Annotated in this window: 16 protein-coding genes and 2 pseudogenes; 9 read left to right on the top strand and 9 right to left on the bottom strand. The window is 71.3% G+C overall.

Annotation, left to right across the window (positions count from 1 at the left end; all coding sequences use genetic code 11):
- Nucleotides 1–55: 55 nt before the first annotated feature.
- From M2271_RS32635 to M2271_RS32625, 3 genes are all read right to left on the bottom strand, one after another.
- Nucleotides 56–1,990, bottom strand: coding sequence for an FAD/NAD(P)-binding protein (locus tag M2271_RS32635; RefSeq protein WP_280891013.1), 1,935 nt, complete (start codon nucleotides 1,988–1,990; stop codon nucleotides 56–58).
- 419 nt (nucleotides 1,991–2,409) lie between these two features.
- Nucleotides 2,410–4,101, bottom strand: a complete 1,692-nt coding sequence (locus tag M2271_RS32630; protein ID WP_280891012.1) for an alkaline phosphatase D family protein — start codon at nucleotides 4,099–4,101, stop codon at nucleotides 2,410–2,412.
- Between the two features lie 198 nt (nucleotides 4,102–4,299).
- A complete protein-coding gene (locus M2271_RS32625) occupies nucleotides 4,300–4,944 on the bottom strand; it encodes an HNH endonuclease family protein (RefSeq protein ID WP_280891011.1) in 645 nt (214 codons plus the stop codon).
- Nucleotides 4,945–5,432: 488 nt separating this feature from the next.
- Here M2271_RS32625 and M2271_RS32620 point away from each other — a divergent pair, with 488 nt between their 5' ends.
- Both M2271_RS32620 and M2271_RS32615 read left to right on the top strand, forming a co-directional pair.
- Complete coding sequence (locus M2271_RS32620) at nucleotides 5,433–6,020, top strand: TMEM165/GDT1 family protein (protein WP_280891009.1); 588 nt, start codon at nucleotides 5,433–5,435, stop codon at nucleotides 6,018–6,020.
- 379 nt (nucleotides 6,021–6,399) lie between these two features.
- Nucleotides 6,400–7,068: an HAD family hydrolase gene (locus tag M2271_RS32615; RefSeq protein ID WP_280891007.1), complete on the top strand. Its 669-nt coding sequence runs from the start codon at nucleotides 6,400–6,402 to the stop codon at nucleotides 7,066–7,068.
- A gap of 143 nt (nucleotides 7,069–7,211) precedes the next feature.
- On the opposite strand, the gene M2271_RS32610 is transcribed toward M2271_RS32615, so the two are convergent.
- Nucleotides 7,212–8,840 carry a peptidoglycan-binding domain-containing protein gene (locus tag M2271_RS32610; protein ID WP_280891005.1) on the bottom strand — a complete coding sequence of 543 codons (1,629 nt, stop codon included), beginning with the start codon at nucleotides 8,838–8,840 and terminating at the stop codon, nucleotides 7,212–7,214.
- Between the two features lie 169 nt (nucleotides 8,841–9,009).
- Here M2271_RS32610 and M2271_RS32605 point away from each other — a divergent pair, with 169 nt between their 5' ends.
- Nucleotides 9,010–11,067 carry an MDR family MFS transporter gene (locus tag M2271_RS32605; RefSeq protein ID WP_280891004.1) on the top strand — a complete coding sequence of 686 codons (2,058 nt, stop codon included), beginning with the start codon at nucleotides 9,010–9,012 and terminating at the stop codon, nucleotides 11,065–11,067.
- Between the two features lie 36 nt (nucleotides 11,068–11,103).
- Here M2271_RS32605 and M2271_RS32600 read toward each other — a convergent pair.
- Nucleotides 11,104–11,211 (bottom strand): annotated as a pseudogene (locus tag M2271_RS32600) (GNAT family N-acetyltransferase); the annotation flags it as partial.
- Between the two features lie 115 nt (nucleotides 11,212–11,326).
- Between M2271_RS32600 and M2271_RS32595 the strand changes: the two are divergent.
- On the top strand, nucleotides 11,327–12,046 hold the full coding sequence (locus M2271_RS32595; protein WP_280891003.1) for a hypothetical protein: 720 nt from the start codon (nucleotides 11,327–11,329) through the stop codon (nucleotides 12,044–12,046).
- Between the two features lie 5 nt (nucleotides 12,047–12,051).
- Nucleotides 12,052–12,897 (top strand): hypothetical protein, encoded by an 846-nt coding sequence (locus M2271_RS32590; RefSeq protein ID WP_280891002.1) that lies wholly within the window; start codon nucleotides 12,052–12,054, stop codon nucleotides 12,895–12,897.
- Nucleotides 12,898–12,947: 50 nt separating this feature from the next.
- Here the strand turns inward: M2271_RS32590 and M2271_RS32585 are convergent, their stop codons facing one another.
- Complete coding sequence (locus M2271_RS32585; protein WP_280891001.1) at nucleotides 12,948–13,358, bottom strand: DUF1992 domain-containing protein; 411 nt, start codon at nucleotides 13,356–13,358, stop codon at nucleotides 12,948–12,950.
- Nucleotides 13,359–13,448: 90 nt separating this feature from the next.
- On the opposite strand from M2271_RS32585, the gene M2271_RS32580 reads away from it, so the two are divergent.
- Nucleotides 13,449–13,841 (top strand): hypothetical protein, encoded by a 393-nt coding sequence (locus M2271_RS32580; RefSeq protein ID WP_280891000.1) that lies wholly within the window; start codon nucleotides 13,449–13,451, stop codon nucleotides 13,839–13,841.
- Nucleotides 13,842–13,967: 126 nt separating this feature from the next.
- Here M2271_RS32580 and M2271_RS32575 read toward each other — a convergent pair whose 3' ends face one another.
- Nucleotides 13,968–14,639: an O-methyltransferase gene (locus M2271_RS32575; protein ID WP_280890999.1), complete on the bottom strand. Its 672-nt coding sequence runs from the start codon at nucleotides 14,637–14,639 to the stop codon at nucleotides 13,968–13,970.
- 314 nt (nucleotides 14,640–14,953) lie between these two features.
- Between M2271_RS32575 and M2271_RS32570 the strand changes: the two genes are divergently transcribed.
- Both M2271_RS32570 and M2271_RS32565 read left to right on the top strand, forming a co-directional pair.
- Nucleotides 14,954–17,050 (top strand): bifunctional glycosyltransferase 87/phosphatase PAP2 family protein, encoded by a 2,097-nt coding sequence (locus M2271_RS32570; RefSeq protein ID WP_280890998.1) that lies wholly within the window; start codon nucleotides 14,954–14,956, stop codon nucleotides 17,048–17,050.
- A 232-nt stretch (nucleotides 17,051–17,282) separates the two neighbouring features.
- Nucleotides 17,283–17,771, top strand: a pseudogene (locus M2271_RS32565) (glycosyltransferase family 39 protein); the annotation flags it as partial.
- Between the two features lie 1,077 nt (nucleotides 17,772–18,848).
- Here M2271_RS32565 and M2271_RS32560 read toward each other — a convergent pair.
- The gene (locus M2271_RS32560) at nucleotides 18,849–20,084 is read right to left on the bottom strand and encodes a cytochrome P450 (protein ID WP_280890997.1); all 1,236 of its coding nucleotides are present in this window, start codon (nucleotides 20,082–20,084) and stop codon (nucleotides 18,849–18,851) included.
- A 250-nt stretch (nucleotides 20,085–20,334) separates the two neighbouring features.
- On the opposite strand from M2271_RS32560, the gene M2271_RS32555 reads away from it, so the two are divergent.
- A complete protein-coding gene (locus tag M2271_RS32555; protein ID WP_280890996.1) occupies nucleotides 20,335–21,504 on the top strand; it encodes a steroid 3-ketoacyl-CoA thiolase in 1,170 nt (389 codons plus the stop codon).
- A 196-nt stretch (nucleotides 21,505–21,700) separates the two neighbouring features.
- Here the strand turns inward: M2271_RS32555 and glpK are convergent, their stop codons facing one another.
- Entirely contained in the window at nucleotides 21,701–23,218 is a 1,518-nt protein-coding gene (gene glpK, locus M2271_RS32550; RefSeq protein ID WP_280890995.1) for a glycerol kinase GlpK, read from the bottom strand.
- Nucleotides 23,219–23,327 lie beyond the last annotated feature (109 nt).

The raw sequence follows: 23,327 nt of genomic DNA, 5'->3' as shown, positions 1-23,327 counted from the left end.
CCCGTGGGGGGCCGGTCGGGGGACGAACCGAGTGGAGCACCTACGTTAGGTGAGCCTAATCGATGCTTGCAAGTTCAACATTCAGCCGCGGGGTCGCCCCCGCTTTCCCTTCCGTCTCGCCTGTCGTCGCACGTAGAACGGCTCGGGCCACCGCGTCCGCGTCCGAAAGCGTGACCGAATCCACACCCGGCCGGGCTCCCGCCGCGGTCACCCAGTGCACACCTTCCGTCGGGACTCCGAAGGCGAACCGCCTTGAGTGCGCGCGTCCTTGACGGTCCATCAGACGGTATGGGCGGCGGGTCACGTCCAACCCCCCGGTTTCGTAACCGTCCACGGTGTGTGGCCGGCACTGCCCGGTCTTCAGCAGGTGGGCGAGCAGTTCGTCGGCGGTCCTGCGCACGTCGGCTTCCGGGAGCCGCGCCTCGACGAGGGTCGTCACGCGTACGGCGGAACCCGGTACCTCGGGCGAGTGGGCCACCCACGCCCCGTCCTCCTCGCGCACCTCCAGACGCGGCCCGAGCACCTCCACCACGCCCGCCGCCACCAGCGCCGCCAACTCCTCGATGCGCCGCCGGGGCGGTCCGATGGAGAGGAACGCGTTCAGCGGGGTGTACCAGCGGTCCAGGTGGTCGCGGCGGGAGGCGCCCCCGAGTCCGCCGTGGTCGACGATCTGCCGCAGCTCGTTGCGCAGGTCACGCAGCACGTCCAGGGCCGCCTTCAGTGGCCCGGAGACATTGCCGAGGGCCGCCTGGACGGCGTCCTCGCGAAGGTGTCCGAGCAGCCACTCCCGCCAGGCATCGGGGTCGCGGAAGGCGTGCTCCGTGTACGGGCGGGAGATCCGGTCCCAGCACCAGCGGTCGTTCTCCGGCACGCCGAACTCGTCGAGCACGGACGCCTCTTCGGGACTGCCGTGCGCGGTGCCGAGGAAACGGTCCCGGAAGACGGAGGGGCCGACCTTGGTGGCCCAGAGGTCCGTGGCGCCGAACTCGCTGTCCCCGACCAGTCCTTCGTAATAGACCGTCTCCACCTCCTTCGCGACCAGGGGCCATATCTCCGCGAGGAAGTCCGGGGCCTCGCCGGAGTCGGCGCGTTTACGGAAGCGGGCGATCACCTCGTCGGTGAGGACCTGCGGGAGGTGACGGCCGTAGGGGCCCTTCGCGTTGTCGCCCCGCGCCTGGTACGGGATGCCGCGCCGCGAACCCGCGTACAGCCGCGGCTCGCGGCCCGATGGCAGGTAACGCAGCCCCTCGCCGTCGGGGACGAAACGGCCGCCGCGGCCCGTCGTCAACAGGGCCGTATGGTCGAAGAAGTTGAGGCCCAGGCCCCGCAACAGCACCGGTTCACCGGGGGATACGGCGGACAGGTCGACGTCGGCCGGGTTGGCGGGCGGGATGTGGCGCAGGCCGTGGCGATCGGCGTACGCGGTGTGCCGCCGCACCGTCGGGTCCGCGGCGACCGGCAGATGGCCCTGGGCGAGGACGACGGCGGACAGGCCGGTCAGGACGCCGCCGTGGTCAAGGGCGAGGGTCTGGCGGCCGTCGGGGGCGTCGTCGAGCCGTACCGCGCGTGCCGTGTGCGTCCGTACGCACAGCCCGGGCGGCGCCTCACGCACCGTCCGGGCGAACACCCACTCCAGGTACCGGCCGTACTCGGCACGGGTCGGGTACTCGTCCGGCCCCAGCCTGCCGCCCGCCCACTCGTGCAGGCTGGGACCCGGCCGGACCGGTCCCGAGCAGTCCACGCTGTCATCGGTGAACAGGGTCACCTGGGAGGCCACGGTGTTCATCAGCAGCTCGGACGACTGAGCGGTGCGCCAGACGCGGCCGGGGCCGGGCGGGGCCGGGTCGACGACATGGACGGTCAGCCGGGTGCCGGGAAGGAGGAGTTCCGGTGCGGAGGCGCAGAGGCGTTCGAGGACGCTGGTGCCGCGCGGACCGGCGCCGACCAGGGCGACGGAGACGGGCGCGTGGTCCGTGGTCGGTGCGGACAAGGGTGGGACTCCCGGGCGTGTGGGGCGCGTGGTGGAGCTCGTTCGGGGCGGGCGTGCGACTGGAAGCGGACGGTCCGCCTCATCATGCCGTCGGCGGCAGCGGGAGCCGACCCCTGAGGGTACGGAGTGTGGGAGGCGTCACGAGCATCACGGGTCACCTGTGCAACAAAGGGGCGCAACGGGGGGATTGCCCTCCAGAGCCGTACCCGCCGGGCATGCGGGGCGGACCATGACGTACGCGGACAACTGTCCGACGGGTACTCGTGGACGCGGTGAATCCCGCGGGTTCGTGAATCCGTGGGCTCGTCGACCCGTGGGCTCGTGAACCCGTGGCTCCGTGAATCCGCGGGTCCGTGTGTCCCCCGGCTCCGTGAATCCGCGGCTCAGGGAGGGGTCCCGTGGCCCCGCGGCCCCGTGAACTACGGGGCGAGTTCGGATTCCATGACCGTCCGCAGCCTGGCAGCTGCTCGCCGCTCTCCGCGCGCCCCCTGCTCTCCGCGTGCACCCTGTTCCTCCGGCTCCCCCCGCTCCTCCCGCGCCTGTTCCAGTCGCAGGAGGGCCGAACGGCCGTGCAGGGTCAGGGTCATCAGCTGATTGCCGAACCAGGGGCCGCCTGTCTTCCGCCAGCTGACCGGTGGCCGGGCGCAGTCTCCGTGCTGGGCGAAGCGCCGGCCGAGGGCCCGGGCCGCGGCGCTCCAGCCGAAGCGGAAGCCGAGCCGTATGGACAGCGGGATGGAGTTGTGGACGGGGGAGCAGGTGAGCTGGAGCACCCGCGCGTCCGGTGACTTCGAGGGCCACGTCGCCTCGGCCACGTACGCGTGGTGCACGTCCCCGGACAGCACCAGCACGGTCGCCGGCGCGTCCGGTCCCGAACCGGCCTCGGCGATCAGGTCCGCCAGCGCTTCGAAGGACGCCGGGAAGGCCGCCCAGTGCTCCAGGTCGGCCGCCCGCCGCAGCTTCTCCCCGAAACGGGCCCAGCGGGCGCCCTTGTCGCCCCGGCACAGGGCGGCGTCCCACGCCTCGGCGTCGTGCACCAGGTGCGGCAGCAGCCAGGGCAGCGAGGTGCCGATGAGGAGGTGGTCGTACGACTCCCGCGCGTCCAGCGCCTGTTCGCGCAGCCACCGCATCTCGCCCGGGTCGAGCATCGAGCGGTTCTCCTCATCGAGGACACGGGCCGCCCGGGAGTCCACCATCAGCAGCCGGACGCGGCCGAAGTCGCGCCGGTAGCTCCAACGCGCCGCGGTGGCGTCGGCATCGGCCTCGGCGGCGAAGGAGCGCAGGACGGCCGTGCCGTCCGGTGCCGCGCGGACGGCCGCGTAGAGCGGGTCGGCGGCCAGTTGGTCGGGGGGAAGATTGCCCAGGTGCTGGTGGACCCAGTAGGACATCAGGCCGCTCAGCAGCCGCTCCTGCCACCAGTCGGTGGCCCGCATGTCCGCGAGCCAGGAGGCGGAGGTGTTCCAGTCGTCGACGACGTCGTGGTCGTCGAAGATCATGCAGCTGGGCACGGTGGACAGCAGCCAGCGCACTTCGGGGTCGAGCCAGGACTCGTAGTAGAGGTGGGTGTACTCCTCGTAGTCCGCGACCTCGTTGCCCGGCGGGTCGCTCAGGTCGCGGCGGGCGGCCAGCCAGCGGCGGGTCGCGGGGGAGGTCTCGTCGGCGTACACCTGGTCGCCCAACAGCAGCAGCACGTCAGGTCGTTCGCCCTCGGGGTCGGCGGCGATCCGGGTCGCGAGGGTGTCCAGGGCGTCCGGGCCGACCGGGTCCTTCTCGCCGGACGGGGGCGCGGCCCACCGGCAGGAACCGAAGGCGACGCGGACGGGTGTCCGGTCGGTCGGGGTGTGGATGGCGGAGTCCGGGAACGGGGAGTCCGGCAGCGGCCACACGCGTGTGCCGTCCAGGTGGACCTCGTACGCCCGAGTCGTGCCCGGGGTCAGGCCGGTCACCGGGACGAGCGCGTAGTGATGGCCCTCGATCTGGAAGGTGCGGGCCTCCCCACCGGTGCCGTCGGCGCAGCGCACCTCCGCGGTGCAGGGTCGGCTCGTCTCGACCCACACCGTCGCGGATGTGCCGTCGACGTACCGCAGCAGTGGCCCCAGGCGCAGTCCCGCCACGTGATCCCCTTCCTCCGTCGCCCCGTACGGTACGGAACGACGGAGGTGGGCGGGGAGGTTCCGCAGGTCACGGTTCGGGAATCCCGGTGTGTGGATCCTGTGGCAGCGGTTCGCGGGAGCCGGAGCCGGAGCCGGAGCCGGAGGAGGAAAGGGAGCGGGAACGGGAACGGGAACGGGAACGGGAACGGGAGGAGAAGATCAGCAGCTCGCGAGGTAGTTCGTGAGCGCGCTCTTCTCGGCCGAGTCGACGGAGAGGTCGTAGTAGTACTTCACCTGGACCCAGGCGCGGACGTAGGTGCAGCGGTAGGCCGTGCGCGAGGGCATCCAGGTGGCCGGATCCTGGTCACCCTTGGACTGGTTGACGTTGTCCGTGACGGCGATCAGCTGCGGGCGGGTCAGGTCGTTGGCGAAGGACTGGCGTCGGGCGGTCGTCCAGGCGTCGGCCCCCGAGTCCCAGGCCTCGGCGAGCGGGACGAGGTGGTCGATGTCGAGGTCGGAGGCGGCGGTCCAGGTGGCTCCGTCGTACGGGGAGTACCAACTGCCGCTGGTGGCGGCGCAGGCGGAGTCGGTGACGACGTTCGTACCGTCGCGCTTGAGGACCGTCTCACGGGTGTTGCAGGTGCCGGACTGGGTGATCCAGAGCGGGAAGAGGTCGCGGTCGTAGCCGGTGCGGTCCTCGGTGGCCACGGTGAGCGAGGCGAGGTAGGTGCGGGCGGTGGCGGCGCTGACCGGGGTGGGGAGGGCGGCGGAGGCCGTCGGACCGTTGAGAACGGCGACGGAGGCCATGACTCCGGTGAGCGCCGCGAGTATGCTGAGTCGTCGACGCGCGTAGAACTTCGGCATGCGAACTCCCTTGGGGTGTGGGGGCGTTGGAGTGCGAGCGAAGAAATGCTCGCCACGCCGTGTTGCCGGGAGATGTGCGTACGGTGAGAAGTTAGTGACGTGTGCATGACATGACAAGGTGTGCGACGTGGAAACTTCGCGTGTGAAGACGTGCGGTGGGGAGTTCTCGTGCGCGAGGCAGGCGAGGGGGCTTCGCGCGCGGGGCAGGTGAGGGGGGCTCGCCTGCGAAGGCGCGTCATCGGGAGGCGTCGCGTACGATGGACGGCGCAGAAGGGGAGTAGCTCTTCGCCGGACCGTCGACATACTGCTCAGCTCGTCTGAGCCGGCGCCCGGAGGTAGGCCCATCGGTGTGGGTCGGCCAGCGAGACCTTCGGCAAGCAGTGCACAACCGTGTCGTACGGCACGGGTGGACCGTGTGCTGCCGTGCCGAGGCGTCTGGTGTGAAGGCTCATGACTCTCGGCGGGGCGGCCCGACCGATTGAGGAACCTTGATCAGCTTCACCGTGACGGCGCTTGTCTTCGGCGTCGTCTTCCTCGCCGAACTGCCGGACAAGACCGCGCTCGCCGGCCTCGTCCTCGGCACCCGCTACCGCGCCTCCTACGTCTTCGCGGGCGTCGCTGCCGCCTTCGCACTCCATGTCGCGCTGGCCGTAGCGGCGGGCAGCGTGCTGACGTTGCTGCCGCAACAGATCGTGCACGCGCTCACCGGTGTGCTGTTCCTGGGCGGCGCGGCCGTGCTGCTGATGGCGAAGGACGAGGACGACGGCGACGCCGGGATCCGCAAGCCGGAGAACCAGTCCTTCTGGAAGGTCGCCGGGACGGGCTTCATGCTCATCCTGGTCGCCGAGTTCGGCGATCTGACCCAGATCATGACGGCCAACCTCGCCGCCCGCTACGACGACCCGCTCTCCGTCGGCCTCGGCGCGGTGCTCGCGCTGTGGGCGGTGGCCGGGCTCGGCATCGTCGGCGGAAAGGCACTGATGAAGAAGGTGCCGTTGCGCCTCATCACCAAGATCGCGGCCGTGCTGATGCTGGGGCTCGGGGTGTGGAGCCTTTGGGAGGCGGTGGCCGGCTGAGCGGGTTCGGGGTGGGCCGGGTGGTGGCTCCGGGGTTGGCTGGATGGGGACTTCGGTGTGGTCGGTCGGGTGGCTCCGGGGTTGGTTGGATGGGGGACTTCGGTGTGGTCGGGTCGGGTGGCTCCGGAGGGTCGGCCGGTCGACTTCGGGGTTGACCGGTCGGGCGGCTCCGGGACCGGGTGAGCTGAATGGCGGGTGAACTGTTTCCGGGAAGGGTGGCGGGAAGTCGGACTGGTTTTGTACCGTGTAGGAACAAAGTGGTTCCCGCCTGTTTTCCCTGACCGGCGGGCGGGGCCACCTTGTCCCTCCAGGGGACGGCCCTCCGGGGGCGGCCGGAAACCCCCTGCGCCCCCTCGTTCCCGTGCCTTGGAGCTTGCCGATGACGGCCACCACCGCGCCCACCGTTCTCACCGCCCGCGCCCTTCTGCTGGACATGGACGGCACGCTCGTCAACTCCGACGCCGTGGTCGAACGGATCTGGCGCCGCTGGGCCGTACGGCACGGGCTGGACGGGAACGAGGTCATGAAGGTCGTCCACGGCCGCCAGGGCCACGCCTCCATGGCCCTGCTGCTGCCCGACCGCCCCGTGGAGCAGAACCACGCCGACAACGCCCGCATGCTCGCCGAGGAGACGGCGGACATGGAGGGCGTTGTCGCGATCCCCGGCGCGCCGGAGTTCCTCGCGTCCCTGCGGGGGCTGCCGCACGCGCTGGTCACCTCCGCCGACGTTCCCCTGTCCACCGCGCGCATGGCCGCGGCGGGACTGGACCTGCCGGACGTCCGGGTCACGGCGGAGTCCGTCGGCGCGAGCAAGCCGGACCCCGAGGGGTTCCTCAAGGGGGCGGCTGAGCTGGGGGTGGCTCCGGCCTACTGCATTGTCTTCGAGGACTCCGGCGCGGGCATTCAGGCGGGGCGGGCGGCGGGGATGCGGGTCGTCGGGGTCGGGCCCCGGGCCGGGTTCCATGGACCGGATGCGGTGGTGCGGGATCTGACGGCGGTGCGGGTGGAGGCTGTGGGCGATGGGGCGGTGAGGGTGTACGTGGGTTAGGGGGCGATACGGGCGGGCCCGGCAGGGGCGGACGCCGGATCACGGCCCGGCCCGGCACGTGTCGGTACGTGCCGTCGGCTCGGCGTCCGTTCTGCCCCGGCCCGGCATTCGCCCTGCCTCGGCTCGGCTCGGCTCGCGCAGCCCTACGGCTCTGACGTCTGCGCCTCCAGGGACGTCCGGGTCTCCGGGTCGTAGACGCCGAGGTTGTCGGTGCCGACGCGGCGGGACCACTGGTAGTTGCGCAGCGCGTCCTCGACCTGGTTGCTGAAGTTGCCGTCGGTCTCGCCGTTGTAGAGGAACAGCTGGTGCAGACGCTGCTGGAGTTCGGTGACCTCGGGACCCTGGTCACCGCGCCGCAGGACGGGGGCGAGGGTGTCCTGGTCGCTGTCGTCGCCCTCCTCGGTGGAGCCCGAGCTCGGGGTGGGACCGACGGCGCTGCTCGTCGGCGTCCCGGTCGGTGTGGCCGAGGTGGAGGGGCTCGGCGAGGCGCTGGACGCGGACGCCGAAGGCGACGACGAGGTGGGCGTGGGGCTCGCGCTGGACGGGGACGGCGTGGTGGACGTCGACGGTTCCGACGCGCTCTGAGTGGCCGGGGACGTGGACGCCGCGCTGGTCGAGGTGTCCGGGACGGCCGCCCGTACGTCCTTGGGCGGTGCTCCCTCCCGGGCGGGCGCCTCGTAGGAGAACAGTCCGCTGGCGATCCCGGCGGCCGCCACGACGGCGATGACGGCCCCACCGACAGCCAGCACGGCGCCACGTCGCCGCCGACCGGTCGGCGGCCGCCCCTCGCCGCCCGGCCCGGACACGGCGGGCCCGCGCCCGCCCGCGCCCGCGTCGAACATACGCAGATCGGTGGCGCTGGGGGAGGTGGCCGGGGGAGCCAAGGGGGTGGGCAGGACGGAGGTCGCGTCGGCGGGCGGTGTGGTGGGTGACGTAGGAGATGTACGGGACCCGCCCGCGCCGGGCAGCACGGTGGTCGCATCCGCCACGTGCAACCGCATGGTCGCGTCGGCCCCGGGCGATCCGGGCGATCCGGGCGCCGTGCCGGCCGTGGGCAGCAGGACGGTGGCGTCGGACGCACCGGACGCACCGGACGCACCGGACGCGCCTGGGGCGTCAGCCGCGTATGCCGAGGGGCCGGCGTGGCCCGCGTGGCCTGCCCCCGGTCCGTCGGTGGTTCCGCCCGGCCCCCTGCCCGGGTTTGCGACGGGCGACGCGGCGGTGGCGTCGACCGCGGGCAGCACGGTGGTCGCGTCGGTGGCGCCGGGTAAGTCGGTGGTGCGGGGATCAACCGCCCGCAGCACCATGGTGGCCTCAACTGCCGCCGGTCCCGCAGTCCTCGACGCTCCCGCCGGACCGGTCGCTCCCGACCCGCCCCCGGTCGGCTCCCCGCCCCCGTCGGCGTCAGTCGCGTAAGGCCACTCGGTGTCGCCTCCAGTGCCGCGCCCGCGCTCCCCCTCCGGCTCGGGCTCCGGGGCCCCCGGCTCCGGCGCCGACGTCGGCTCCCGCTCCGGCGCCGACGTCGGCTCCCGCTCCGGCGCCGACGTCGGCTCCCGCTCCGGTGTCGACTCGGCTGCCGGCTCGGAATCCGGCTCCAGTTCCACATACGGCCGTATCCGCAGCGGATCGAAGTCCTCCGCCGCCGCTGCGTCCGCCGTGCGGGCGTCGCGCAGGGCGTCGGACGCTCGTTGGGTGCAGCCGCAGGCCGACGTGTTGTCAGCTCCCCGCGGCGTTCCGCACTCCGGGCACAGGTGTGGCTTCGGCTCGTTCACGTGTTCGTCCCTCCCCTCGCGACCTTCAGAGATTATGCAGATCTCCTCCACAACGTCTCCCGAAAGCCGTGGAAAGCCCCCGGAGGCAGGGCTTCCAAAAGGACTCAACGGGCCATAATCGGTCACACCGATCACGATGGAGTGGAAACCGGAGCCTCAGGAGGTCTTCATGGCCGGGGACGCGCGCGCTGTGCCGGGGCATGTGCGAGACGGACGGGACGAGCGGGACGAGCACGTGCCCGGCAACGTCCTCGTCTCCCTCGGCGCCCTGCTCCTCGGGATGCTGCTCGCCGCCCTCGACCAGACGATCGTGTCGACCGCGCTGCCCACGATCGTCAGCGAACTCGGAGGGCTGGACCACCTGTCCTGGGTGGTCACCGCTTACCTGCTGGCCTCGACCGCCGCGACCCCGCTGTGGGGCAAGCTCGGCGACCAGTACGGGCGGAAGCGGCTCTTCCAGATTGCGATCGTGATCTTCCTCGCCGGCTCGGCGCTGTGCGGCGCCGCACAGGACATGCCCCAGCTCATCGCCTTCCGCGCCCTGCAGGGCCTCGGTGGCGGCGGCCTCATGGTGCTGTCGATGGCGATCGTGGGGGACCTCGTCCCGCCGCGCGAACGTGGCCGCTACCAAGGGCTGTTCGGCGCCGTCTTCGGGACGACGAGCGTCCTCGGTCCGCTGCTCGGCGGGCTGTTCACCGAGCACCTGAGCTGGCGGTGGGTGTTCTACATCAACCTGCCGATCGGCGTCGTCGCCCTCGCCGTGATCGCCGTCGTCCTGCGGATCCCGCGCAAGTCCACCCAGCATGTCATCGACTATCTCGGCACCTTCCTCATCGCCTCGGTCGCCACCTGCCTCGTCCTGGTGGCGTCCCTCGGCGGCACCACCTGGGGCTGGGGTTCGCCGCAGATCGCCGGCCTGGCGGCCTTGGGCGTCGTACTCGTCGTCGCGTTCGTGACCGTCGAGCACCGGGCCGCCGAACCCGTGCTGCCCCTCAAGCTGTTCCGGATCCGTACCTTCGCGCTCTCCGCGGTCATCAGCTTCGTCGTCGGCTTCGCGATGTTCGGCGCGATGACCTTTCTGCCGACCTTCCTCCAGGTCGTCCAGGGCGTCAGCCCGACCATGTCAGGTGTGCACATGCTGCCGATGGTGCTGGGACTGCTGCTGGCGTCCACCGCCTCCGGCCAGATCGTCAGCCACACCGGCCGCTGGAAGGTGTTCCCGATCGCGGGCACCGGCGTGACCACCCTCGGTCTGCTCCTGCTCCACCAACTCGACGAGCACAGCTCCACTCTCGAGATGAGCGCTTTCTTCTTCGTCTTCGGAGTCGGGCTCGGCCTGGTGATGCAGGTCCTCGTCCTCATCGTGCAGAACGCCGTCTCGTACGAGGATCTCGGCGTCGCCACCTCCGGCGCGACCTTCTTCCGGTCCATCGGGGCCTCCTTCGGCGTCGCCATCTTCGGCACGGTCTTCGCGAACCGCCTCGGCGACCAACTCACCGACGCCTTCAGCGGCACCCGGCTTCCGCCCGGCGTCTCCGTCGGCGCCCTGGAGGCCGACCCGCGCGGTATCGCCGCCCTGCCGGCCGCCCTGCACCCACCGGCCCTGCACGCGTACGCGACCTCGATCACCGACGTGTTCCTGTACGCCGCTCCCGTCGCCCTCCTCGGCTTCGTGCTGGCCTGGTTCCTCAAGGAGGACCGGCTGCGTGGCTCGGTCACGGCACCGGACATCACGGAGACCCTCGCCAGCAACCCGGTGGAGCGTTCGTCGTACGACGAGGTGTGCCGTGCGCTGTCCGTGCTCGGCACCCGCGAGGGCCGACGCGAGATCTACCGGAAGATCACCGCACGCGCGGACTACGACCTGCTCCCCGCGGCGAGTTGGCTGCTGCTGCGCACCAAGAAGTACGGCCATGCGGAACCGGCCGTGCTCGCCGAGCGCGCCACCGTCCCGCTGACCGTCATCATCGAGGCCGCCCGGCAGGTCGAGGAGCGGCATCTGGCCGTCCGCGAGGGCCTCGACCTGATCCTGACCGAGCAGGGACACGAGGTCGCCGACCGCCTCTCCCAGGTCCGTGAGGAGTCGCTGGCCGAACTCCTCGGTGACTGGTGGGGCCCGGACCGGCCGACGGACCTGATCCAGCTGGTGAAGGAGCTGAACGCCGAGCTGTGCGGCTCGGACGCGGAGCGCCCGCACGACGGGCGCCCGGCGACCCGGTTCAGCTGAGTGTTCACCTCGACCGGCCGCCGGCGGCCGGTGACCCGGCGCAGTTGAGCGCCCGCGCAGCAGGTACCAGCGGTCGCTGACCTCCGTGCAGTACGCCCGCCAGAGTGCCGCGGCGGCGGGGGAGTCGAAGGGTTCCGGGGCGATGGTTTATGTCATGTACGCATTCTCGGACCGTTTGGGGGACCGTTGTTGGGGCTACCCGGTCGGGGAACCGGCCCGCACGGAGGGCCGGTTGGCTCGAGAACCCCGGAAGGCATTCATGTCCACTGGCGTGATCATCGCTCTGATCGTGATAGTCGCGGCCGTCCTCGTCATCGCGGCCGTACTGGCCATGAGGGCCCGGCGTGGGCCCGGCGGCCAGAACCTGAAGCGGCGCTTCGGTCCCGAGTACGACCGGGCCGTGGCCCGGCACGACGGGGACGCCAAAGCCGCCGAGCGCGAGCTTGCCGAGCGCGTGGAACGGCACGGTTCGCTGCGCGAGCGGCCGCTGGAGCCGGCCCAGCGCGAGCAGTACGAGGCGCGCTGGACGGCCGCCCAGGAGCGCTTCGTCGACTCGCCGCGGGAGGCCGTGGCCGAGGCTGACCGGCTGCTCGCCGATCTGGCCGGCGCCCGGGGCTTCCCGGACGGCGGGCAGTACGAGGAGCAGCTCGCCGCACTGTCCGTCCACCACGCACACCATGTACATGGCTACCAGCGGGTACACCGCGTCACCCACGCGGGCACCGTCGCCGGTCAGGACGGTGACGGCAGGGCCGGCACCGAGGAGATGCGCGAGGCCATGGTCGAGGCCAGGGCCCTGTTCGAGGACCTGGTGAGCCCGGTCCGGCACGAGAACCACAGCGACCACCGCGACCACCGTGACCACCGTGACGACCGGGCGGAGTCCCGGAAGTCGCTCGAAAGGTCCGACCGGGATACGGCGCCCGCCCGCGCCCACCTGCCGGGCGGATTCACCAGGCGCCACGCGAAGGGGAGTTGAGCGACATGACGGACGCTATGACCGGCCCGGGCGCCGAGGGCGCCCCGCGCGACGGAAAGCAGAGGGGCCGGGCAACGTTCCCGGCCACACCCCCCGGCCACGACCCGGCGACGGAGCCGCCGACGGCATCCCGCCACGGCGAGACCGGCACGGGAACAGGCGCGGCACCGGGCGCCGACACCGCCCGGGGGCGTGAGCAGGTACCGGGCGCCGACACCGCCCGCGGCGGGGCCGACCCGATGGGTGGTGAGACCCTCGCGGGGCGTGACAGCGTCCCGGACTCGTCCGGCGCCCAGGACAGCCAGGCTGCCGGCACCTGGGGCAACCCGGCCGCCGGCGCCCAGGACAGCCAGGCCGCCGGCACCCGGGGCAACCAGGCCCCCGGCACCCGGGGCAACCAGGCCCCCGGCACCCGGGACAGCCAAGCCGCCGCCACCATCACCACCACCACCCCGGACCTGGCGACCACCCGCGACCGGCAAGGTACGCACGGCGGCTCCGCAGGGACTCGTGGCCGTGGCCGTGAGGCCACCGGTGCCGAGGCGGGCGGTCACGACAGTCGGCTGCTTCCGCGGGACGAGTGCGACAAGCTCGCCCAGCAGTTGCAGCACGCCGTCACCGGGTTCGTGGACGGGCCGCGGGACTCCGTGGCCGAGGCCGACCACGTACTGGAGGAGGCGGCCGCCCGCTTCACCGAGGCCGTGACCCGACGCCGCCGTACGCTCCGCAGGTCCTGGCAGGCCACGGACGGCGGCGACGAGGGCAAGCCCGCGACCAGCACCGACACCGAGCAGCTCCGGCTGGCCCTGCAGGACTACCGCGAACTGGCCGACCGGCTGCTGCACCTCTGAGAAACCGCCCACGGAGAGGCCGGCATCTCTGCGACGCCGGCACCATCGTTCTACTCAGCCGCCTCCCGGCGCTCCCGCCACTGCCGTACGACCTCTTCGACGTCGTACGGCTTCATCCCCAGCGGGGGCCCGGGCGGCGGCTTGAACATGACGTCACGGATCTTGACGTTGACGTCCTCGACGAGCTTGCGGACGATCCGTTCGCTGGGTGCCCGCAGCGCCGCCGCGAGCGTGTCCTCGGCCTCCTTGCGCAGGGCCAGGGTCGGCGGCAGCACGGAAAGACCCTCGCGGGCCATCTTCTGCTTGATCCACCACAGTTCGTCGTACGTCGTGTCGGTGCCCTGCGGCAACGGCTTGCCCGCGCCCGGGAGTCGGGCGAACTCACCGCGGCGCTCGGCGTCTCGGATCTGCTTGTCCACCCAGGACTCGAACGGAACACCGGGTGGTTTTCGCTCGGTCATGGGTCCAGTGTGCCGGACGTGTCGGGGCCGGGCGATTTATCATGCGGCGGCTGTACCAACGACACTTCAGGCACTTCAGAAGGAGCGCACGTGCTCGAACTCACCATGGCCGCCGTATCCGCGGCGGACTCGGGCGCCACGGCCGGCATGCTCATGGCCGACTCGCCCAGTGACCCGGGCGCCGTGCTGCGGGTGGGCCGGGACAGATCGGTGTGCCGGCTCTGGACGCCCGACGACTGGCTGTTCGTCTCCCGGGTCCACCTGGAGTTCCTGTGCGGCCCCGAGGGCACCTGGCAGGTGACCTGGCTGCAGGGCTCCCAGCCCGACCCGTCCTCCGAGGTCCGGCTGACCGTCGGGGAGTACGCGCAGCCCCTGTCGTACGGCGGTACGGTCCCGCTGCCCAGGAGCGGCAGCGGCGAGATCATCATCCAGGACCGCACCGCCCCGCGCAGCGTCAACGTCGTCTTCTATCACGAGGAGTGACCCGAGCGTCCAGGGCGACGCGTTCACGCGATCGTCCTGGACGAGGCCGTCGCACGAGCGTCCTGGCGACGGCTTCACGCGAACTCCCGGACCGAAGCCCTCGCCCGAGCACCCCGTCCGACGCCCTTACCCGAGCACCCGGGCCAGCGCGAAGCCGTCGTAGCCCTTGCCGCCCACCGTCTGGATCGCCGTGCCGGTCAACCGCGGGTGACTGCCGATCAGTTCGAGGGCGGTGCGGGTGCCCTGGACGTCCGGCGCGGTGCTGTCGGCGTCGGCCACCCGGCCGCCCCGTACGACGTTGTCGAGGACGATCAGGCTGCCCGCGCTGGTGAGTTTCAGCGCCCACTCCACGTAGTGCGGGTTGTTGCCCTTGTCCGCGTCGATGAAGACCAGGTCGAAGGGGGCCGGGTTCTCGTCGGCCAGCTGCGGCAGCGACTCCAGTGCCGGACCGACGCGTACCTCGACCAGCTGGCCGAGGCCCGCGCGGGCGATGTTGCGGGTGGCGACCTCGGCGTGCCGGGGGCTGTACTCCAGCGTGACCAGCCGGCCGTCGGCGGGCAGCGCGCGGGCCAGCCAGATGGTGCTGTAGCCGCCCAGGGTGCCGATCTCCAGAATGGTGCGGGCGCCCTGGATCTGGGCGAGGAGCTGGAGCAGCTTGCCCTGGGGTGCCGTGACGGCGATATGCGGGAGCTCGGCCGCCTCGCTGTCCCGCAGGGCCGCAACGAGGGCCTCGTCGTCGGGCGAGAGGTGGGCGGTGAAGTAGTCGTCGACGGCGTCCCAGAGCTGCGGCTCGCTCATACACCTGTACCTTTCGTGTGTCTAGTTAGATCCGCTAACTAGCTGCACTAACGAATATAGTCGCGCGTCGGCCACCTGTCAGGAGGCCGCGCCCGCACGCCCACGCGCAGACCGATTTATGAACCTTGTCGTGTTCTGCGGAGGCAATCGCACCGTCCGCCCACTATCGTCATTCGGACAAAAGGAGGAAAAGGGGTCAGGTGGAGTGGGGGTTGCCTGCGACCTCTCCGGGGGTGGTGTGAACCCCATCGGGTTGGCAGAGCACTCCGATGCGCGCGACGCGTGGGACGAACGCAGCGGGAGGCCGACGAGGCGTGGCGAATGCGGAGCACAGCGGGCGACGACCGGCGGAAGCTCTCGGAGCGACGGCCGTCGGCCCGGCGACAGCTGTCCAGGCCCGTCTGCACGCGGCCCGGCTGGCTCTGTGGCTGGTCGCGGTCGTACTCGCCGTACGGCAGGTGGCCGTCGTCCTCGGGACGCCCCGGGGTGAGCGGCTGACGGATCTGGAGACCTGGGTCGGTCCCGCCGGCGTGCTGCATGTGAACGGCTCGCTGTACGACTCGACGCGGTTCACCGGCACCCCCTTCGGCGGCCTGGTCATGAAGCCGCTGACCAGAGCCGCCGAGCAGGCCCTCGGCTGGGGCTGGACCTTCGGCACGCTGCTGCTGGTCGTCGCCCTCGGCCTGGTCGCCGCGCGCGCCCTGCCCCAGCCGGTCAGCAGACGCACCTCCCTGCTCGCCGCGCCGGTCGCGATCAGCCTGCTGATGCTGTCGCTGCCGGTGCGCAACACGCTCTGGCTCGGGCAGACCAGCATCATCCCGGTCCTGCTGGTACTGCTCGGCTGCTTCGCCGTGCGCGGCCGGCGGGCCGGCGGCCTGCTCATCGGCTTCGCGGCGGCCCTGCAGCCCGCTGTGCTGCTCTTCGCCCCGCTGCTGTGGTTCACCGGCCGTCGTAGAGCGGCCCTGTCCACCGGGCTGACGTTCGTCGCGTGCACCGCGGTCGGCTGGGCGGCGATGGCGCAGGACTCGTACACCTACTGGGTGCACCACATGGCCGGCACCGGCCTGGGCGGCGAGGCCGACGGCCTCGCCAACCAGTCCCTGCACGGCGCCCTGCTCCGGGTCGGCCTGTCAGGACCGCTGGAGGTCACGCTCTTCCTGCTGCTCGGCGCGGGCGTCGCCGCCCTCGGCCTGCGCCGCGCCGTGCGCTACGCGCGGGACGGACAGCTGCTGCTCGCCGTCGCGATCACCGGCTGCGCCGCGATCACCGTTTCGCCGACCACCTGGCAGCACCAGCTGCTGTGGGTGCTGCTCGCGGTCGTCGGCCGGGTCGGCAAGCGGGCCTCGGACCGGTTCGTGTGGCCGGTCGCCGTCGTCCTGGTGATGACGCTGCCCGCGAGGATGATGCTGCCGGACATGCCGGCGCTGTATCCCCTGCGGGACAACGCGGTGCTGCTGGCCGCCGTCGTCGCCGCCACCGTCGTGCCCTTCCTCTCCCGCACCTCGCCGTACTACCGGGCACCGGTCCCCACCGAGTACGCGCCCCCGGCGCCCGCCCGCTCCAGGCGCGTCCCGCTCCTGCCCCTCCCACCCTTCCTGCCCCTCCCACCCTTCCTGCCCCTCCTTCGCAGGGTTCTCACCCGCCCGAACCTGCTGCTGGAGCTGCTGCTCATCCGCGTCACGTACGCCGCCTACCAGCAGGTCCGGCTCGGCGTGACCGCCGACCGGGCCACCGCCGAGCACCACGGCCACCAGGTCCACGCGCTGGAGAAGTGGCTGTCCGTCGACATCGAACGCTGGGCGAACCACACCGTGGTGAAGGTGAACTGGCTGCGGAGCTTCTTCGACTTCTACTACGCGTCCTGCCATTTCGTCGTCCCGCTGACGATCCTCGCCGTGCTCTACCTCCGTCGCCCCCTGGACTACCGCTGGGCCCGCTCCGCGCTGGGCCTCGCCACCCTGCTCGGCCTGCTCGGCTTCTGGCTCTACCCCCTCGCGCCGCCTCGCCTGATGCCGGGTCTCGGCTTCAGCGACACGGTCCACGGCGCCCAGGACTTCTCCCGGCCGGACTACGGCGTGATGACCGGGCTCACCAACCAGTACGCGGCGATGCCCTCCCTGCACTTCGGCTGGTCCCTGTGGTGCGGCATCGTCATCGCGGTCCTCGCGCCCAAGCGGTGGATGAAGGCCCTGGGCCTGCTGCATCCGCTGTTCACCGCGTCCGCGATCGTCGCGACCGCCAACCACTGGGTCCTCGACGCGGCCGGCGGCGCGGTCGTGGTCGGCGCGGGCTTCGGCCTGACGCACCTGCTGACAGGACCGCGCGCGGTCGCCGTGACGGCCGCCGCGGACAAGCCGTTCTCCGACGACCGTGGCGTACCGGCGGGGGAGCGGTCACCCACCGGAGGATGACGGGATCGCCGGCCGCGCGCGTGGGGAGTGACCAGCTCGCCGCTTCTCGGGAGGACGTCATCACTCAGCACCTGAACACCGGGGGGCCTTCGCGGACGACGGCGGAGCCCCGCCCGTGACCTCCGGCACGCTCCGACGGGCCGGCCGTCGCGGCACGCGATCGGTGCCGGTCGTGGTCCCCGCGCTGGTCGCCCTCGCCCTGGGCCTGTCAGGCATCGACCGTCGGAACAGCATGTGGCGCGACGAGTCGGTCACCTATCAGGTGGCCCACCGTTCGCTCGGCGACCTGTGGGGCCTGCTGGGCCACATCGACGCCGTACACGGCCTGTACTACGTTCTCATGCACGCCGTGTTCACCGTCTGGGACGACGGCGGCCTGGCGGCCCTCAGGCTCCCTTCGGCCCTGGCGACAGCGGTGGCGGCTGCGGGAGTCGGCGCGATCGGCGCGCGACTGGCGGGCCGCCGCTCCGGCACCTTGGCGGGCCTGGTCTTCGCGGTGATCCCGATCACCCAGCAGTACGCCCAGGAGGGCCGCTCGTACGCGCTGGTCACGGCGGGTGTGACCTGGGCGACGTACTTCTTCGTATGGGCCATGGCGGACCCCCGCGCCCGCTGGTGGACCGCGTACGCCGTCGCTCTCGCTCTCGCCTGCTGGCTGCACGAGTTCGCGGTGCTGGCACTGGTGGCCCACGCGCTGACGCTGTGGCGGTCGCGGGTGCCCCGCCAGGTGTGGCGGAAGTGGGGGGTCGCGGCGACCTGCGTCACGGTGAGCCTGCTGCCGCTGGCCGTGGCCGGCGCCGGACAGGCGGAGCGGCAGCTGGGCTGGCTCGGCCGCCCGAGCCCGAGCGCGTGGCTGCTGTTCCTGGGTCTCTCGGCGGCGGGCGCGCTGCTGTGCCTGCTCCTGGTGCGCACGGGTTCCGGCGAGGCCCTCGCCCGCCTCGCCCTCCCGCTGCTGATCGCGCCGACCGGTCTGCTGATGGTGATCTCGCTGGTCGAACCCTGGTACGTCGACCGGTACGTGCTGTACGGCATGACCGGGCTGGCGTTGCCGACCGGGGCCGCGCTGGCATGGGCGATCGGGCAGCGGCACCGGCTCGCCCCCGTGCCCCGCGCGCTGGCCGCGGGTCTGCTGGCGGGCGCGGCGGTCGCCGTTCTGCTGCCGTGGTCGTCGCTGGTGCGCTCGCCTCAGAGCCGTGAGGACGACGTCGTCGCGGTCGCCCGCGCCGTGGAACGGACCGCGCGCCAAGGCGACGGCGTCCTGTTCATGCCCGCCCGCCGCCGCGAGTGGCTGCTGTCGTACCCCAAGGTCTACGGCCGTCTCGACGACCTCGCTCTCGCCGAGTCACCGGCGTCCTCGCACACCCTCCAGGGCATCGAACTCCCCGCCGCCGAGATCAGCCGCCGCATCCTGGAGTCGGACCGTGTCATCGCCCTCACCGACCCACCGGGGCAGCCACTCGACCCCTTCCCTCAGGAGAAGGCCAAACGGCAGGTCCTGAGGGAGGACTTCGAGGTCTGCGAGCGCGTCCCACTACTCGGCGCGCAGGTCCTCGTCTACGCCCGCCCCGGGCGCTGCCAGCTCCCGGTGCTGCAGGTCCCGGGGCTGTCAGGTCCCGGCACGGCAGACCCGGGGCACTGTCGGCCTTCGGGCACTGTCGGCCCTCGGACACTGTCGGCCCGTGGGTGCTGTCGGCCCTCAGGCACCGACGACCCTCGGGCACGGCCGTGCCGGGGGCACCGCCTGACACGGACGGGCCGACGGCGCCGGGAAGCCGTCGGCCCGAGTAACCCGGGGGCCTCAACCGGTGCTGACCTGGAGCTCCTTCACCCCGTTGATCCAGGCGGAGCGCAGCCGGCGAGGGTCGCCCGTCGCTGTCAGGGTCGGCATGGCGTCGGCGATCGCGTTGAAGATGAGGTTGATCTCCAGCACGGCCAGGGACTTGCCGAGGCAGTAGTGCGGGCCTCCGCCGCCGAAGCCGAGGTGCGGGTTGGGGTCGCGGGTGATGTCGAAGGTGTCCGGGTTCTCGAAGACCTCGGGGTCGTGGTTGGCGGAGGCGTAGAACAACCCCACCCGGTCGCCCTTCTTGATCTGCTTGCCGCCGAGTTCCGTGTCCTGGGTGGCGGTGCGCTGGAAGGAGTTGACGGGCGCCGCCCACCGCACGATCTCCTCGGCCGTCGTCGCGGGCCGCTCCCTCTTGTACAGCTCCCATTGCTCGGGATGGGTGAGGAAGGCGTGCATGCCGTGGGTGATGGCGTTGCGCGTGGTCTCGTTGCCCGCCACCGCCAGCATCAGCACGAAGAACCCGAACTCGTCCGAGTTGAGGTTGCCCTCGTCCTCGGCCGCGACCATCGTGGTCACGATGTCCTTCGCCGGACACTGCTTGCGATCGGCGGCCATGTTCATGGCGTACGCGATGATTTCGGTGGCCGACTCCGCGCCCACCTCCTCGGTGATCGCGTACTCCGGATCGTCGTACGAGATCATCTTGTTGGACCAGTCGAAGATCCTGGCCCGGTCGTCCTGCGGTATGCCGATCAGCTCCGCGATGGCCTGGAGGGGCAGTTCGCAGGCGACCTCCGTGACGAAGTCGAAGGAGCCGGTGCGGGCGCGGGCGTTCGCCGCGATCGCCTGGGCGCGGGAGCGCAGCTTGTCCTCCAGCGCCCGGATGGCCCTCGGCGTGAACACCCGCTGCACGATCTGCCGGACCCGGGTGTGCTCCGGCGGGTCCATGTTCAGCAGGATCAGCCGCTGGGCGTCGATCGCGTCCCGGTCGATGTGCTCGTTGAAGCGGATGATCGCCGTGTTGAGGTACGAGGAGAAGATCTCGGGGTGCGTGGAGACGTACTTGACGTCCGCGTGCCGGGTCACGGCCCAGTACCCCTGGTCCCGGAACCCGGCGAGGTTGCTCGTCTGAGGGATCCAGCGAACCGGTTCCGCCCGGCGCAGCTCGGCGAACTCCGGGAGGGGGACGCGGTGTTGCAGCAGGTCGGGATCGGTGAAGTCGAACCCGTCGGGGAAAGCTGGACAGGGCATGAGCGACTCCGGCTGAGACTCTTGGCCGCATTGATTCTGACGGTCCATCAGGAATGAGGTGTCGTGAAGGTAGTAACGGGTTCCAGAAGTAGCAAGGGGCAGGGGGTGCCCAATTACCTGCATACCCCTTGCGGTTGCGGGCGAGCGGTCAGCAGACTGCAGGTGGAACTAGAACACGTACTAGTTCCGCGTGGCGGGCTGGGCCGGGACGCCCCCGCGCCGCGCGGGTACCGGAGGAGAGGAACTCCGAATGGCCGCGGAACCCGTGATCGTAGAAGCCGTACGCACCCCCATCGGCAAGCGCGGCGGCGCGCTCGCCAACCTGCACCCCGCCTATCTCCTGGGCGAGACCTACCGTGAACTCCTCGGCCGCACCGGCATCCCCGCCGACGCGGTCGAACAGATCGTCGGCGGCACGGTCACCCACGCCGGCGAACAGTCCATGAACCCCGCGCGCACGGCGTGGCTGTCGGTCGGTCTGCCCTACGAGACGGCGGCGACGACCGTCGACTGCCAGTGCGGCTCCTCGCAGCAGGCGTCGCACATGGTCGCCAACATGGTCGCGGCGGGGGTCATCGACGTCGGCATCTCCTGCGGTGTCGAGGCGATGTCGCGGGTGCCGCTGGGCTCGGGATCGAAGCACGGCCCGGGCAAGCCGTTCCCCGACGAATGGAACGTCGACCTGCCCAACCAGTTCGAGGCGGCGGAGCGGATCGCCCGTCATCGCGGCCTGACGCGCGAGAAGGTCGACTCCCTCGGGCTCATCTCCCAGGAACGGGCCGCCGTCGCCTGGGCGGAGGAACGGTTCAAACGCGAGACCTTCGCGGTGCAGGTGCCCACGACGGAGGACGAACAGAGCGCCGGTCAGGGCATGTGGCGTCTCGTCGACCGCGACGAGGGCCTGCGCGACACATCGGCGGAGGCGCTCGCGGGACTCAAGCCGGTCATGCCGAAAGCCATCCATACGGCGGGCAACTCGTCGCAGATCAGCGACGGTGCGGCGGCGATCATGTGGGCGTCGAAACGGATGGCCCGCGCGCTGAAGCTGCGCCCCCGGGCGCGGATCGTGGCCCAGGCGCTGGTCGGAGCCGACCCGCACTTCCACCTCGACGGCCCGATCGACGCGACCCGCGCCGTGCTGGGCAAGGCCGGGATGTCCCTGAAGGACATCGACCTCGTCGAGATCAACGAGGCCTTCGCGTCCGTGGTGTTGAGCTGGGCCCAGGTCTTCGAACAGGACCTGGGGAAGGTCAACGTCAACGGCGGCGCGATCGCCCTCGGGCACCCCGTGGGAGCCACCGGGGCCCGGCTCATCACGACGGCACTGCATGAACTGGAGCGCACGGACAAGGAGTTCGCGCTGGTGACGATGTGCGCGGGCGGAGGCCTGGCCACCGGCACGATCATTCAGCGGCTGTAGCGGCTGTAGCGGCTGTAGCGGCTGTAGCGGCTGTAGCGGCTGTAGCGGCTGTAGCGGCTGGACCGGCTTAAGCGTCCGTAGCCGTCGTACAGCCGTCGTGCAGCCGTAGTGCAGTCGGCGAAGCTGGTGAACGCGGCGGGGCCGAGGGTGAGGACCGGTCCCGCCGGGGTTCCGGAGTCGCACGGGGTGTCGGTCGTCAGGTGACCTTGACCCAGTCCAGCGTGCGCTCCACGGCTCGTTTCCAGCCCGCATACCCGTCCTGGCGTTGCTCCTCGCTCCACTCCGGGCTCCAGCGCTTCGACTCCTGCCAGTGTGTGCGCAGCTCGTCGGTATCGCGCCAGAAGCCGGTGGCGAGCCCGGCCGCGTAGGCGGCGCCCAGCGCAGTGGTCTCAGCAACCACCGGCCGGCTGACGGGCACGCCCAGCACGTCCGCCTGGATCTGCATGCACAGGTCGTTCGCGGTCACACCACCGTCCACCTTGAGCACGTCCAGGTGCACGCCGGAGTCCTGCTCCATGGCGTCGACCACGTCGCGGCTCTGGTAGCAGATGGCCTCCAGCGTGGCCCGGGCCACGTGTCCGCCGGTGTTGTAGCGGGCGAGACCAACCATCGCGCCACGCGCGTCGGAGCGCCAGTACGGGGCGAACAGACCGGAGAAGGCCGGGACGAAGTACATCCCGCCGTTGTCGTCCACCGAGCGGGCCAGTTGCTCACTCTCCGCGGCGCTCCCGATCACCTTCAGCTGGTCACGCAGCCACTGCACGGCCGCGCCGGTGACGGCGATGGACCCCTCCAGTGCGTAGACGGCGGGGCTGCCCGCGAACTGGTACGCCACTGTCGTCAGCAGGCCGTGCTGTGAACGCACCAACTCCGTACCGGTGTTGAGGACCAGGAAGTTGCCGGTGCCGTACGTGTTCTTGGCTTCGCCGGGGGCGAAGCAGACCTGACCGACGGTCGCCGCCTGCTGGTCGCCGAGGACACCGGCGATCGGGACCGCGGCGTTCAACGGTCGCGAGGTGCGGGCCTGGCCGAACGCCTCAGGATCGGACGAGGGGCGGATGACCGGCAGCATCGCGCGTGGGATGTTGAAGATTCCCAGCAGTTCGTCGTCCCAGTCCAGGGTCTCCAGGTTCATCAGCATGGTGCGGCTGGCGTTGGTGACATCGGTGGCGTGCACACCCCCGTTGGGGCCGCCCGTGAGGTTCCACAGCACCCACGCGTCCGTGTTGCCGAAGAGCGCATGCCCCGCTTCGGCGGCCTCGCGCAGTCCGTCCACGTTCTCCAGCAACCACTTGATCTTGCCGCCGGAGAAGTAGGTGGCAGGCGGCAAGCCTGCCTTGTGGCGGATGGTCTCGCCATGGCCGTCGCGTTCGAGGGCGGCGGCGATGCTGTCGGTGCGGGTGTCCTGCCAGACGATGGCGTTGTAGTAGGGGCGGCCGGTGCGCGGGTCCCAGACCACCGTCGTCTCGCGCTGGTTGGTGATACCGATGGCTTTCAGGTCGGCGGCGGACAGCCCTCCGCTGCGGAGGGCGTTCTGGATCACCGTGTTGGTGCGCTCCCAGATCTCCACCGGGTCGTGCTCGACCCAACCGGACTGCGGCAGGATCTGCCGGTGCTCGAGTTGGTGCTTGGCCACCTCGTTGCCTGCGTGATCGAAGATCATGAAGCGCGTGCTGGTGGTCCCCTGGTCCACCGCGCCGACGAATTCGGGCATCGGTACCGCCTCTTCTCGTGGTCCTGGTGTCGTTACGCTCTGGGGCGACGTTTCGGTGGGTCGGGCAGTGCTGTCGCCCGCTCCGAACCATCCGATGAACTGCCGGACG

The organism is Streptomyces sp. LBL, assembly GCF_029893585.1.
In the GTDB taxonomy this organism is placed as follows: domain Bacteria; phylum Actinomycetota; class Actinomycetes; order Streptomycetales; family Streptomycetaceae; genus Streptomyces.
The sequence above is the reverse complement of the archived record's forward strand: the minus strand, read 5'-3'. Positions and strand labels throughout refer to the sequence as shown.